General features: G+C 72.3%; 13 protein-coding genes and 1 rRNA gene. 11 read left to right on the top strand and 3 right to left on the bottom strand.

Going from position 1 to position 13390, the window contains the following annotated elements:
* A 5S ribosomal RNA gene (gene rrf / locus ACWDN5_RS43075) occupies positions 1-91 on the top strand; the annotation flags it as partial.
* A gap of 120 nt (positions 92-211) precedes the next feature.
* Here rrf and ACWDN5_RS43080 read toward each other — a convergent pair.
* A complete protein-coding gene (locus tag ACWDN5_RS43080; RefSeq protein ID WP_449680332.1) occupies positions 212-1726 on the bottom strand; it encodes a hypothetical protein in 1515 nt (504 codons plus the stop codon).
* 39 nt (positions 1727-1765) lie between these two features.
* Between ACWDN5_RS43080 and ACWDN5_RS43085 the strand changes: the two genes are divergently transcribed.
* The 10 genes from ACWDN5_RS43085 (at position 1766) to ACWDN5_RS43130 (ending at position 11543) form a co-directional block, all read left to right on the top strand.
* The gene (locus tag ACWDN5_RS43085; RefSeq protein ID WP_449680333.1) at positions 1766-2284 is read left to right on the top strand and encodes a hypothetical protein; all 519 of its coding nucleotides are present in this window, start codon (positions 1766-1768) and stop codon (positions 2282-2284) included.
* Positions 2277-3242 carry an HAD-IIA family hydrolase gene (locus ACWDN5_RS43090; protein WP_449680334.1) on the top strand — a complete coding sequence of 322 codons (966 nt, stop codon included), beginning with the start codon at positions 2277-2279 and terminating at the stop codon, positions 3240-3242. The genes ACWDN5_RS43085 and ACWDN5_RS43090 overlap by 8 nt, the downstream gene beginning before the upstream one ends.
* A gap of 17 nt (positions 3243-3259) precedes the next feature.
* Positions 3260-3457 (top strand): hypothetical protein, encoded by a 198-nt coding sequence (locus ACWDN5_RS43095; RefSeq protein ID WP_103347425.1) that lies wholly within the window; start codon positions 3260-3262, stop codon positions 3455-3457.
* Between the two features lie 5 nt (positions 3458-3462).
* The gene (locus ACWDN5_RS43100) at positions 3463-4290 is read left to right on the top strand and encodes a TlyA family RNA methyltransferase (protein ID WP_449680335.1); all 828 of its coding nucleotides are present in this window, start codon (positions 3463-3465) and stop codon (positions 4288-4290) included.
* Positions 4287-5213 carry an NAD kinase gene (locus tag ACWDN5_RS43105; protein ID WP_310971384.1) on the top strand — a complete coding sequence of 309 codons (927 nt, stop codon included), beginning with the start codon at positions 4287-4289 and terminating at the stop codon, positions 5211-5213. The genes ACWDN5_RS43100 and ACWDN5_RS43105 overlap by 4 nt, the downstream gene beginning before the upstream one ends.
* Positions 5214-5304: 91 nt before the next feature.
* Positions 5305-7086, top strand: coding sequence for a DNA repair protein RecN (recN, locus tag ACWDN5_RS43110; RefSeq protein WP_449680342.1), 1782 nt, complete (start codon positions 5305-5307; stop codon positions 7084-7086).
* 68 nt (positions 7087-7154) lie between these two features.
* Positions 7155-8141, top strand: a complete 987-nt coding sequence (locus tag ACWDN5_RS43115; RefSeq protein ID WP_449680336.1) for a zinc-binding alcohol dehydrogenase family protein — start codon at positions 7155-7157, stop codon at positions 8139-8141.
* Positions 8138-9313, top strand: coding sequence for a DUF1266 domain-containing protein (locus ACWDN5_RS43120; RefSeq protein WP_449680337.1), 1176 nt, complete (start codon positions 8138-8140; stop codon positions 9311-9313). The genes ACWDN5_RS43115 and ACWDN5_RS43120 overlap by 4 nt, the downstream gene beginning before the upstream one ends.
* Positions 9314-9411: 98 nt before the next feature.
* Complete coding sequence (gene steA, locus ACWDN5_RS43125; RefSeq protein ID WP_449680338.1) at positions 9412-10596, top strand: putative cytokinetic ring protein SteA; 1185 nt, start codon at positions 9412-9414, stop codon at positions 10594-10596.
* The gene (locus tag ACWDN5_RS43130) at positions 10593-11543 is read left to right on the top strand and encodes a copper transporter (protein ID WP_449680339.1); all 951 of its coding nucleotides are present in this window, start codon (positions 10593-10595) and stop codon (positions 11541-11543) included. Before steA ends, ACWDN5_RS43130 begins: the two co-directional genes overlap by 4 nt.
* A gap of 3 nt (positions 11544-11546) precedes the next feature.
* On the opposite strand, the gene ACWDN5_RS43135 is transcribed toward ACWDN5_RS43130, so the two are convergent.
* Together ACWDN5_RS43135 and ACWDN5_RS43140 are read right to left on the bottom strand one after the other, a co-directional pair.
* Complete coding sequence (locus ACWDN5_RS43135) at positions 11547-12812, bottom strand: alginate lyase family protein (protein WP_449680340.1); 1266 nt, start codon at positions 12810-12812, stop codon at positions 11547-11549.
* A gap of 90 nt (positions 12813-12902) precedes the next feature.
* Positions 12903-13390 (bottom strand): aspartate/glutamate racemase family protein (locus ACWDN5_RS43140; protein ID WP_449680341.1); only part of this gene is annotated, 488 nt, incomplete at its 5' end.

Genomic DNA, 13390 nt, shown 5'->3' on the forward strand with positions numbered 1-13390 from the left:
GCCCGGTCCCATTCCGAACCCGGAAGCTAAGCCTGACAGCGCCGATGGTACTGCAACCGAAGGGTTGTGGGAGAGTAGGACACCGCCGAACTTACCTTCCGTACGGCCCGTTAGGATAGCCAATTGGCTGCCCTAGCGGGCCGTACGCGTATGTCCAGGACAAGATTTTTTCACGGCAGGAGGCCAGGTGTCCGAGTTCGGTCGACGAGACTCAGCGGATGATGGGTCCGGCCGGTCGGCACGCCGGGACGAAGGCTCCCGGGGCCGGTCGGACGGACCCCGGAGGAACCAGGGCGGCGCGCGGCAGGACCGTGGCGGCCGCGACGGCGGCTACCAGGGCCGGCCGCGCCGCGACGACCGCGGGGTCCGCGGCGGCGGCAAGCCCTTCCGCGGCGGCGACGGTCCCCGCGACCGCGATCAGCGCGGAGGGTACGCAGGTCAGAGCCGCACCGGCGGCCGCAACTTCGGCGACCGCGACGACCGCCGCGGCAGTTACGGCAGCCGCGAGTCGGGCGGCGGCCGCTTCTCCGACGGCCCGAGCCGCTCCGGCGGCGGCCGTTACGAAGACCGGGGCGCCGGCCGGTCGGGCAGCCGCTACGAGGACCGGGGCAACAGCCGTTCCGGCACCCGCAGTGACAGCCCGGGCCGCAGCTTCGACGACCGCGGAGGCCGCCCCCAGGGCAAGTCCTCGTACGGCGACCGCAAGCCCCGCTTTGAAAACCGCCGCGACGACGACCGAGGCGGCCGCCCGGGCGGCTTCCGTTCGGACGACCGCCCCCGCGGCGGCGATTCCCGCGGCACCCGAACGGGTGGTTTCCGCTCCGACGATCGGGACCGTCGCGATGATTCGCGTGGTGCTCGGACCGGTGGATTCCGCTCCGACGATCGGGACCGCCGCGACGATTCGCGTGGTGCTCGGACCGGTGGATTCCGCTCCGATGACCGTGACCGCCGCGATGATTCGCGCGGCACGGGTGGCTTCCGCTCGGACGACCGTGGCAGGCGGGACGATTCGCGTGGCGGGTACCAGCGGCGGGATGACCGCGGTGGCTTCCGCTCCGACGATCGGGGCCGGCGGGACGACTCGCGTGGCGGGTACCAGCGGCGCGACGACGAGCGCGGCGCGCGTTCCGAGGACCGGGGCCGTGGCGGCGACCGCCGGGACGAATCGCGTGGTGGTTACCAGCGGCGGGATGACCGCGGCGGCTTCCGCTCCGACGATCGGGGCCGGCGCGAGGATTCGCGTGGCGGGTACCAGCGGCGCGACGACGACCGCGGCGCCCGCACGGGTGGGTTCCGTTCGAACGACCGGGACCGGCGCGACGACGACCGCGGCGCTCGCTCCGAGGACCGGGGCCGTGGCGGCGACCGGCGAGACGAGTCCCGCGGCGGTTACCAGCGGCGCGATGACGACTCGCGCGGCGACCGCGGTGACCGTGGCAGCTACCAGCGGCGGGACGACAGCCGTGAGAACCGTGGCGAGCGCAAAGACCGTCCCCGGGGGAACCCGCGGCCCAAGGTCGGCGCGCCGCTCGACGACGAAGCCCTCGCCAAGGAACTCCTCGAGGCGCCCGAGCTTCCCGAGGACATCGAGTTCTCCGATCTCGACGAAGAAGCCCGCCGTGAGCTGCGGACGCTGCCGAAGGGCCTGGCCGAGACCGTCGGGAAGCACCTCGTTGCCGCCGGGGGGCTGATCGACAGCGATCCCGAGGCCGCCCTCGAGCACGCCAAGTACGCCAAGGCCAAGGCCTCGCGCGTCCCGATCGTGCGCGAAGCCCTCGGCCTGGTCGCCTACCACGCCGGCAACTGGTCCGAGGCCCTCTCCGAGCTGCGGGCCGTCCGGCGGATGACGCGCAGCGACGACCACATCGCCATCATCGCCGACGCCGAGCGGGCTCTCGGGCGTCCCGAGCGGGCCCTCGACCTCGCGAAGGAGGTCGACACCGCGAAGCTCACCAAGGCCACCCAGGTCGAGCTGGCGATCGTCGCGGCCGGGGCGCGGCGGGACCTCGGGCAGCTCGATGCCGCCGTCGTCTCGCTGCAGGGTGACGACCTCAAGGCCGAGAAGCGCGACCCGTGGAGCGCTCGCCTCTTCTACGCCTACGCCGACAACCTCGCGGCCGCCGGGCGCACGGACGAGGCCATCCAGTGGTTCCTCAACGCCTCCGAGGCCGATGCCGAAGACGAGACCGACGCCGCCGAGCGGGCCGCCGATCTGTCGAACGCGGAGAACGAGGAGAACGCCGAGAACGCGGATAACGAGGAAAAAGACACCGATGAGTGACGCCCTCCTCGCGGCCTACGACGCGGTCCTCTTCGACCTCGACGGCACCGTCTACCACGGCACCCGGGTCATCCCGGGTGCTCCGGAGACGGTGCGGGCCGCGCGGGAGCACGGCACCCCCATCCGGTTCGTCACGAACAACGCCTCGAAGGCCCCCGACGAGGTCGTCGCGCACCTCACCGGCCTCGGCATGCCCGCCGGGACCGATGAGGTGCACACCAGCGCCCAAGCCGGCGTGCAGCTGCTGAAGGAACGCCTGGACACCGGCGCCGAGGTCCTCGTCGTCGGCACCGGCTCGCTGGCCGCCGAAGTGGCGCAGGCGGGGCTCCAGCCGGTGCGGAAGAACACGCCCACCGTCCAGGCCGTCGTCCAGGGGCACTCGCCCGACAACACCTGGGCCGCGCTGGCCGAGGCCTGCCTGGCCATCCGCGCCGGCGCGCTCTGGGTGGCCTGTAATGTCGACGCCACCCTGCCCAGCGAGCGCGGCCTGCTGCCCGGCAACGGCTCGATGGTCGCCGCGCTGCGCACCGCCACCGACGTCGAACCGCTGGTCGCCGGGAAACCGCAGCCGCTGCTGTTCGAGACCGCCGCTCGGTCGGCGGGTGCGCGGAACCCCCTGGTCGTCGGCGACCGGCTCGACACCGACATCGCCGGTGCGGTCGCCGCGGGCATCGACTCCCTCGTCGTCCTCTCCGGGGTCGCGACGCCGAAGCAGCTGATCGAGGCCATCCCGGCCGAGCGCGGCACCTACCTCGCGAAGGACCTCACCGCACTCACCGAGCGGGCCGAAGACCTGAAGATCGGACCGCGGCCGGGCTGGACCGTGACCGTCGAGAACCAGACTCTGACGGCGGAAGGTGACGGCGACGAGCTGGACCTGCTCCGCGCGCTCTGCCACGTGGCGTGGGAGACCGGTGTCACCGAACTCGGCGAGCGCGCCAAGGCGAACCTGTCCTGACTGATACCGTTTGCACTGTGCAGGACCACCCCTTCCCCGTCCCGGGCCCGCCGCCCGGTTCGTTCTCGCAAGCGACCGACCCGCGGGCCGGCATCGACGAAGCCGTCGCCGGGCTGGACGACCTGGACGCGCTGCCGCTCGCGGAGCACGTCGAGCGCTTCGACGCCGTGCACACCGAGCTGACGGTCGCCCTGTCCAGCATCGACAAGGTCTGATCGGCGTGCCCAAGCGGGCCCGCCTCGACGCGGAACTGGTTCGGCGCGGCCTCGCACGGTCGCGCGACCAAGCCTCGGCCCTGATCACCGGCGGCAAGGTCACCGTCCGCGGGATGGTCGCCACCAAACCGGCTACCGGGGTGGAGTCCGACGCCCCCATCGTCGTCAAGGACGAGGACGACCCCGGATGGGCCTCGCGCGGTGCCCACAAGCTGCTCGGCGCCCTCGAAGCGTTCACGGAACTGAGCGTCGAAGGCAAGCGCTGCCTCGACGCCGGCGCGTCCACCGGCGGCTTCACCGACGTCCTCCTGCGCCACGGCGCCGCCACCGTGATCGCCGCCGACGTGGGTCGTGGCCTGCTCGACTGGCGGATCCGCACCGACGAACGTGTAGTGGTCATGGATCGCACGAACGTCCGCAACCTCACGCCCGACGACCTCGGCGGGCAGGTCGACTTGATCGTCGGGGACCTGAGCTTCATCTCCCTCAAGCTCGTGCTGCCCGCCCTCACGGCCTGCGCGGGCGAAGGCGCCGACCTGGTGCCGATGGTGAAACCGCAGTTCGAGGTGGGCAAGGACCGCCTCGGCAGCGGCGGTGTCGTCCGCGACCCCGAGCTGCGCGCCGAGTCCGTGCTCACCGTCATCGACGAGGCCGCGAAACTCGGGCTCGCGCTGCGCGGGGTGACCGCCAGCCCGCTGCCCGGACCGTCCGGGAACGTCGAATACTTCGTGTGGCTGAAGAAAGAACACGTGGCCGAGTCCACTGTGGACGCGGTAAACAGGTCTGAGGCCGAGCGGCTCGTCCGGACCGCCGTCGAGGAAGGGCCCGCATGACCACCGAACGTGAAGTGCTCCTCATGGTGCACCCCGATCGCGACGCGACGGGCGAGGCCGCGCGCGAGGTTTCGGCGCGCTTCGCCAAGGCCGGCATCCGGATCCGGGTGACCGAGCACGACGTCTGCGCGCTGATCAACCCCGAACAGCACGGCGTCGGCGCGACCTGCACGGTCGTCGACCCGGACGACAACCCCGCCGACGGCGTCGAGCTGGTGTTCGTCCTCGGCGGCGACGGCACGCTGCTGCGCGCGGCCGAGCTGGCCCGCCCGGCCGGCGTGCCGGTGCTCGGCGTGAACCTCGGGCGCGTCGGCTTCCTCGCCGAAGCCGACTCCGACGCCCTCGCCGACACCGTCCAGCGGGTCGTCGACGGCGACTACCAGGTCGAAGAGCGGATGACCATCGACGTCACCGTCACCCACGACGGTGCGGAAGTCGCCCGCACCTGGGCGCTCAACGAGGCCAGTGTCGAGAAGAGCACCCGGGAGCGGGTGCTGGACGCGCTGATCGAGGTCGACGGCCGTCCGGTGTCCGCCTTCGGCTGCGACGGTGTGCTGTGCGCCACACCGACCGGCTCGACCGCGTACGCGTTTTCGGCCGGCGGCCCGATCATCTGGCCGGACGTCCAGGCGCTGCTGGTGGTGCCGAGCAACGCGCACGCGATGTTCGCGCGGCCGCTGGTCGTCTCCCGGGACTCGGTGATTACCGTCGGGATCGACCCGGACGGCTCCTCCGCGGTGCTGACCTGCGACGGGACCCGCCCGATCGACCTGCCGCCGGGTGCGCGGGTGCGCGTCACCTGCGGCAAGACGCCGGTGCGGCTGGTCCGGCTGTGGGACGGGCCGTTCACCGATCGCCTGGTCCAGAAGTTCTCGCTGCCGGTGAAGAGCTGGCGCGAACGGCACGCGCGCCCCTGCGAGTAATCCACCGTTCAGCGATTCGTTCGAACATATCGGCGACGCGCCGGGGTCCCGGGCGCGCAGAGTGTCGGTGGTGGCCGCTACCGTAGGCGGCGTGCTGGCCGAGATGCGCATCCAGGGCCTCGGAGTCATCGAGGACGCCCTGCTGGAACTGCACGCGGGCTTCACCGTCGTGACCGGTGAGACGGGTGCGGGCAAGACCATGGTCGTCACCGGGCTGCACCTGCTGTCCGGTGGCCGGGCCGAGGTGTCCAAGGTCCGGACGGGGATGCTCAAGGCGTTCGTCGAAGGGCGGTTCACCTACGCCGGCGTCGAAGGCGCCGAGCGGATCGTCACCGACTCGGGCGCGGACGTGGACGAGGACGGCAGCGTGATCGCGCTGCGCGCGGTCGCCGTCGACGGGCGGTCCCGCGCCCACCTCGGCGGCCGGTCCGTGCCGGTCGGCGTGCTCGCGGAGCTGTCCGAACAGCTGATCGCGGTGCACGGGCAGAACGACCAGCTGCGGCTGCTGCGGCCGGCCGAGCAGCGCGCGGTGATCGACCGGTTCGCCGGGGACGCCGTCGCGAAGCCGCTGCAGGCCTACCGGGAGGTCCGGGCGGAGTGGCTGGCGGTGATCGCCGAGCTGACCGAGCGGTCGACGCGCTCGCGGGAGATGGCCCAGCAGGCCGATCTGCTCAAGCACGGCCTGACCGAGATCGACGCCGTCGCGCCGGAGCCGGGCGAGGACGACGAGCTCACCGCGCAGATCAAGCGGCTCGCCGCGGTCGACGAGCTGCGCGCGGCCGCGACCGAGGCGCACGTCGCGGTGTCCGGCTCCCCGGACGGCGACCCGGACGCCCCGGGCGCACTGGGGTTGGTCGGGGAGGCGCTGCGGCGGCTCTCGACGGCGGAAGACGCCGTGCTGCGCGAGCTGGCCCCGCGGCTGGAGGAGGCGTCGGTGCTGCTCTCCGACGTCGGGGCCGAGCTGGGCACCTACGTCGAGACGCTGGACGCCGACCCGGCGCTGCTGGAGAAGGTGCTGGCCCGCCAGGCCGACCTCAAGCGGCTGACGCGCAAGTACGCGGCGGACGTCGACGGCGTGCTGGCCTGGGCCGACGACGCCCGGCGCCGCCTGGAGTCGATGGACACCTCGGAGGAGGCGCTCGCGGAGCTGGCCCTGCGGCGCGACCAGCTGGCGATCCAGCTCTCCGCGCACGCGGCCGAGGTGTCGGCGGCGAGGGAGAAGGCGGCGGCCGAGCTGGCCGCGGAGATCACCCGGGAGCTGTCCGGGCTGGCGATGGGCCAGGCGGCGATCGAGGTGACGGTCGAGCAGCGTCCGGCCGAACACGGCGACGCGCACGCGCTGACCATCGACGGCCGCGCGGTGCACGCGGGCGCGGACGGCGTCGACGACGTCGAGCTGCTGCTGCGCGCGCACGACGGTGCCCCGCCGCTGCCGGTCCACAAGGCCGCTTCGGGCGGTGAGCTGTCGCGCGTGATGCTGGCCATCGAGGTGGTCCTGGCGCACGCGGACACCGTCCAGACGCTGGTGTTCGACGAGGTCGACGCCGGGGTGGGCGGCCGCGCGGCGGTCGAGATCGGCCGGCGGCTGGCCCGGCTGGCGCGCACGCACCAGGTCCTGGTGGTGACGCACCTGCCGCAGGTGGCGGCGTTCGCGGACCAGCACCTGGTGGTGGACAAGGGCCACACCGGCGGGGTCACGCGCAGCGGCGTGAAGAACCTGAGCCAGACCGAGCGGGTCAGCGAGCTGGCCCGGATGCTCGCGGGCATGGACAACGAGACCGGCCGGGCGCACGCCGAGGAACTGCTGGCCACGGCCGAGAAGGACAAGACGGAGTTCGAGCCGAAGAAGAAGCGCGCGGCGAAGAAGAAGTAGCCGCCGGGGGAAATACTCGCCGCCTCCCCGCAGTTGTCGTGACGACTGCAGGTGGCGAAAGGATCCCGATGCGCGCGGTGGTACTCCGAGAACCCGGTCCGGTCGAAAACCTCGAGCTCACCGAGCTGCCGCTGCCGGAGGTGAAACCCGGCTGGGTCCGGATCGCCGTGAAAGCGTTCGGCCTCAACCGCTCGGAGCTGCACACCCGGCTCGGGCTGGCCGATGGCGTCACTTTCCCGCGCGTGCCCGGCATCGAGGCCGTCGGGGTCGTCGACGCCGGTGGCGGCTTCCCGCCCGGGCAGCAGGTCGCCACCATGATGGGCGGCATGGGCCGCACCTTCGACGGCGGCTACGCCGAATACACGCTCGTGCCCGAGAACCAGGTCATCCCGTTCCACAGCGACCTGCCGTGGGAGGTCATCGGCCAGGTGCCGGAGACGCTGCAGACCGCGTACGGCTCGCTCACCACCGGCCTCGACCTCCGGAAGGGCCAGACGCTGCTGATCCGCGGCGGCACGTCCGCGCTCGGGTTCGCCACCGCGACCCTGGCGAAAGACCTCGGCGCCACCGTCTTCGCGACCACCCGGCAGCCCGGACGGCTCGAAACCCTGCGCGAACACGGCGTCGACCACCCGCTCCTCGACGACGGCGACGTCGCGGCGCAGGTCCGCGAGATCGCCCCCGAAGGCGTCGACGCCGCCCTCGAACTGGTCGGGACGCCGACCCTGCCGGACACCCTGAACGCCACCCGCGTGCACGGGACGGTCTGCTTCGCCGGCATGTTGTCCAACGAATGGACGATCTCGAACTTCTATCCGATCGGCTACCTTCCCGCTGGGGTCCGGTTGACCGCTTATGGTGGTGAGGCGGACGACCTGCCGGCCTCCGTGCTCCAGCGTCACCTCGACCGGATCGCCCGCGGCGAAGCGAGCCTCGGCCCGGTCAAGGTGTACCCGATGGCGGAGATCCGGCAGGCGCACGACGACCTGGAGCACAACCGGACGGCGGGCAAGCTCGTCGTGCTGACCGGCCGAGCGGAGGGAGCCGCACCGTGATCCTGCCGCCGCCCGCCGATGTCGAAGCCCAGCTCGCCGCCGCGCGGCGGGACGGCGACCTCGACCGCTACCTCGGCCTGCTCGCCGGCGAGGAGCTGTTCGTGCCGATCCGGCGCGTGGACGCCCGGAGCATCCTCGACGAGCGGGCGGAGACCTTCCCGAACGTCTACTTCGAGACCGGCGGCGACGAGTTCCTGCAGGTCTTCACCCGTGGCGCGCTGCCGGACTTCGGCCCGGACGTCGTGGCCATGAGCGGCGCGCTCGACTGGGCGGTCGACGGCGTCGGCCGGCACGAGCGCGTCGTGTTCAACCGCGGCACCCGCGGCGAGTGGCGGCTGGCCGGGGCGACGCTGCAGCCGTGGCTCGACGCGCACCCCGACGACGTCACGCCGCTGGAAGAGCAGGTCGAGCGGCTGATCACCGCGCCGTACGGGCACCTCGAAGGGCCCATCGCGCACGCGCTCGCCTGCGGTGCGCACCTGGCCGTGCTCAACGCGGCACCCTGGAACCTCCTCGACGGCCGCTACCACGACTACGTCGCCGAAGTGCGCAGCCTGCGGGACTGGTGGGGCGTGGCCGACCCGCCCGGCTGGCGCGCCACCATGACCGGCCTGATCGGCGACGGCTACGCGCTGACCCCCGGCAACCTGGTGCTCATGCTGCGCCTGCGGTTCGCCGCCGAGTACGGGCTGCCCGGCGCCGAGTTCGACCCGCTGACCTGGGCGCAGCTGGTGGACCGGTGGTGCACCGAGAACGACGCCGCGGACCAGGCCGACGAGCTGCGGGAGACCGTGCGCCGGGTGTCCCGGTACGAGCGGCGGCTGCGCGCCGACGGCCTGGTCGACGCGGACGGCTGCGTGACGACGGCGCTGTCCTGGGACGTCGGCCGCGCGGTCACCATCGCCCGCGCCGGGCTGGCGGCGGGGTACTGCGACGCGCTGAGCGCCGAGCTGATGGTGCTCGAAGCCGGCTCGCTCGCCCGTCGTTACCACCAGTCATGGGCCGACCTGTCGGCGGGGTACGTCATGGGCCGGGTGCTGCACGCCGGCGAAGACGACTTCGGCGAGTGGTACCCGGCGGCGGTGCGCGTCCACCACCAGCTCCTTCAGGACCCGGCGAGCCCCTGGCTGAACCTCGATTTCGGCTCGCTGTCGGAGGAGTCCGAGGCCTGACCCGCGCGGGGGAGGGCGACCGGGCTCACCACAACGAGTCACAGCAGCTACGGCGTGGCGTACCTCGTCCCACGAGCAAATTTGTCACCATCGGCCACATGAAGCTCACGGGTCTGCTCACGCGGAATCAAGAACCCCTGCCGGGGATCACCGGGGTCGCCCGGGTCGACCGCCGCACCCGGGAGCTGCTGCGCCGGATCAGTCCCGGCGACATCGTCGTGCTCGACCAGCTGGACCTCGACCGCGCGACGGCCGACGCCCTGGTCGAGGCCGAGGTCGCCGGTGTGGTCAACGCGTCGCCGTCGATCTCCGGCCGGTTCCCGAACATGGGCCCCGAGATCCTCGTCGCGGCCGGCATCCCGCTCGTCGACTCGGTCGGCGGCGAGCTGCTGCGCTCGATCAAGGACGGCACGAAGCTGCGCCTGCTCGACGGCATCGTCTACATCGGAGAGCGGCAGATCGCCTCCGGCATCGAGCAGACCGCCGAGAGCGTCGCCGACCAGATGATCGAGGCCAAGGCCGGGATGTCGACGCAGCTGGAGGCGTTCTCGGCGAACACCATCGAGTTCCTGCGCCGCGAGCGCACCCTGATCCTCGACGGCGTCGGCGTCCCCGAGCTGAAGGTGCCGCTGCGGGACCGGCACGTGCTGGTCGTCGCGGGCGGCAACGGGCACGCCGAGGACCTCAAGAAGCTCAAGAAGTACATCGCCGAGCACCGCCCGGTGCTGATCGGCGTCGACGCCGGCGCAGACACCCTGCGCGTGCAGGGCTACCGGCCGGACGTCGTCGTCGGCGACCCCACCGGCATCGGCACCGCCACCCTGCGCGGCGGCGGCGAGGTCGTCGTGCCCGCCGCGCCGGACGGCCACGCGCCCGGGGTCGAACGCATCCAGGACCTCGGCATCGGCGCGGTGACGTTCCCCGCCTCCGGCAACGCCGAAGACCTCGCACTGCTGCTGGCCGACGCGCACGGCGCCAGCCTGGTCGTCACCGTCGGCTTCCAGGCCACCCTGCGCGAATTCCTCGACCACGGCCGGTCCGGCTCGAACCCGTCGACGTTCCTGACGCGGCTGAAGCTGGGCACGAAACTCGTCGACGGCAAGGCGGTGGCCACGCTGCACCGCAACCGGGTGTCGATCGGGGCGGTCGTCCTGCTCGTGCTCGCCGCGGTCGTGGTGGTCGCCGCGGCCCTGCTGGTGTCCGATGTGGGCTCGGTCTACCTCGACTGGCTCAAGGGCACCTGGAATTCGTTCTACGCCTGGGTCAAGGGATTGTTCACGTGATTTCGCTGCGCTACCACGTCGTTTCCATCGCCGCCTGCTTCCTTGCGCTGGCCGTCGGCGTCGTGCTCGGCTCGACCGCGCTCAACGGCACGCTGCTGTCGGGGCTCGCGGGGGAGAAGAAGGACCTCGGCAGCCAGGTCGCCGACCTGGAGGCCCAGCGCAACGCGCTCAACGCCCGGCTGACCGACGCCGACGCCTTCGCCGGCTCGATGGGCCCGAAGGTCGTCGCCGGCACGCTGGACAAGCGGTCGGTGGTGCTGGTGACCACCGAAGACGCGCGCCCGACCGACCGGGACGCGCTCAAGCAGCTGGTCGGCCAGGCCGGCGCCGCGGTGACCGGCGAGATCCAGCTGACGTCGGCGTTCGCCGACCCGGAGAAGGCCGACCAGCTCCGCGACGTCGTCACGCGGCTGCAGCCGGCCGGCTCGAAGTTCCCGACGGCCGGCGACTCGGGCACCCTGGCCGGCGCGCTGCTCGGCTCGGTGCTGCTGCTGGACAAGACGACGGCGAAACCGCAGTCCTCGCCCGAGGAACTGGCGGCGGCGCTGAGCGGGCTCACCGACGGCGGGTTCGTCAAGGCCGGGCCGGACGTCAAGCCCGCCCAGCTGGCGATCGTGCTCACCGGCGCCCAGGCGACCGGCGACGGCGCGGGCGACCGCGCGGCGACGATCGCCCGGTTCGCGACCCAGCTCGACCGCAGCGGTGCCGGCGCGGTGCTCGCCGGTGACGCCGGTTCGGCCGACGGCACCGGCGCGCTGGGCGTGGTCCGGGCGGACACCTCGGCCACGTCGATCCTGTCCACAGTGGACAACGCGGACACGTCGGCCGGGCGGGTGAGCACCATCCTGGCGTTGAAGGAACAGCTCGACGGCGGTGCCGGCCGCTACGGTGTCGCGGGCAACGCCCAGGCGCCCGCACCCGGCGTCACCGCACCGGCCGGCAACTGACGCTCAGCGCAGCGGCGGGTCCAGCGGGAAGCAGGACACCCGCACCGGCCACGTGTCGCCGCCGGCCGGCAACGGCATCCGCTTGAGCGCCGCCGCCACGTCGGGGTCATGGGCCTCCTCGGCCGCCGCGTGGAAGATGTCCGCCGCGATCGACTGGTCGAACACGCCGATCTGCTGGTGCGGCCAGGCCGCGGCACCCTGCAGGGCGCCCGGGATCAGCTGGTCGACCACCTTCCGCAGGGTCACGCCGTTCGCCGCCCGGTACTTCCAGACGTCGACACCCAGGTTCTTCCCGACCTCGGCCATCCGGCCCCACGCCGTGAGGTTGAAGTTGACGTAGTGCCACGACATCGTCCGCGACAGCTCCAGGGGCTGGCTGCCGTCCGCGGCGAACTGGACTCCGAATCGCTTCTGCTCGGCGTCGAGCACGATCTTGCGTGCCGCGTCGCGGTGACCCAGGTACGCCGAGATCGTCGCGTTCTGCATGTCGAGGAACGTGCCGTGGTTGTTGGTGGCGGCCAGTTCCAGCTTGGCCTGCGGGCTGGTCTGCATCCAGTTCAGGTACTGCGTCAGCCACGCCTTGATCCCCGAGCGGTCCTTTCCGGTCCAGCCCGGCGCGCCGCCGTCGAGCAGCGCGAACGCGTCCATCAGCTGGCTGAACGACTGCGTCGAGTCGATGATCCCGGTGCCGCTGACGGTGTTCCGGCAGGGCACGATCTGGCTGTAGGTCATGTTCGGGTTCATCTTCGTGGCCGGGTCGAGGAACCACGTCCGGATGTCCAGCGCCGCCCGCTTCGCGTACTTGGCGTCACCGGTGTAGTACCAGGCCAGCGAGAGGTAGTACATCGCGTCCCACGCCCACATCCGGTAGGTGTGGTCGGTGATCGCGTCGGCTTCCGGGTTGCGCTGGCCGTCCTTGCTGACGTACGGGCAGCCCTGCGGGTTCTCCGGCGTCTTCGGCTGGCTCGCCCACCAGTAGGGCGCTTGGCTCATGTAGTCGTGCTTGTCACCGCTCGGCGGCGCGGACGGCTTGTCCATGACCGACCACGGCCCGTCGGTGAGCGCGGTGTCCGCCTTGGCCAGCACCGCTTTCAGCGCGTCCCGCTGGGCCTTGGTCGCGTGGCCGCCGCGGAGCGCCTGCTTGATGTTCGCGAGCTTGGCGCCGTCGGTGACGATCGTGTGGGGTGGGGACGCAGCCACCGCTGTTCCGCTCACCGGGACCAGCAGCATGCTCGCCGAAACCGCCAAGGCGCCGAGAACTCTTCGCACGTGGACCGCCTTCCGGGGACGTCGAATCCCCACGTCGTCACCGGGCGGCGGTACGGCTGCAGGGATTCTGACGTTCCCGGAAGGCAGGTGTCAATCGGGCCAGGTGCGGCGCTTGTCCAGCGGCCGCGCGTACGAACCCGCGCGGCTCGTCCGCAACCCCAGCGCCACCAGGGATTCCGCGAGCCGGACCGCGGCGGCGACGCCGTCGATGACGGGAATGTCCAGCATCGTCGCGATCTTCCGGTCCAGCCCGGTCATCCCGGCGCACCCGAGCACCAGCACCTCCGCCCCGGCGTCCCGCGCGCGGCGGCCGGCGGTGAGCAACGCCGACTCCGTCCGGCGCTCGTCGGTCAGCTCCAGCACGCCGAGCCCGGCGCCGGTGACCGTGACGCAGTTCTGCGCGACCCCGGCGGCGTGCAGGCTGTCCTCGATCAGCCCGCACGTCCGGTCCAAAGTGGTCACCACGCCGAAGCGGCGGCCGAGCAGGCAGGCCAGGTGCGCGGCCGCCTCGGTGATGTCGACGACCGGGACGTCCAGCAGCTCGCGCGCGCCCTCGCGGCCGTGCTCGCCGAACCCGG

It is taken from the genome of Amycolatopsis sp. NPDC003731, assembly GCF_053586895.1.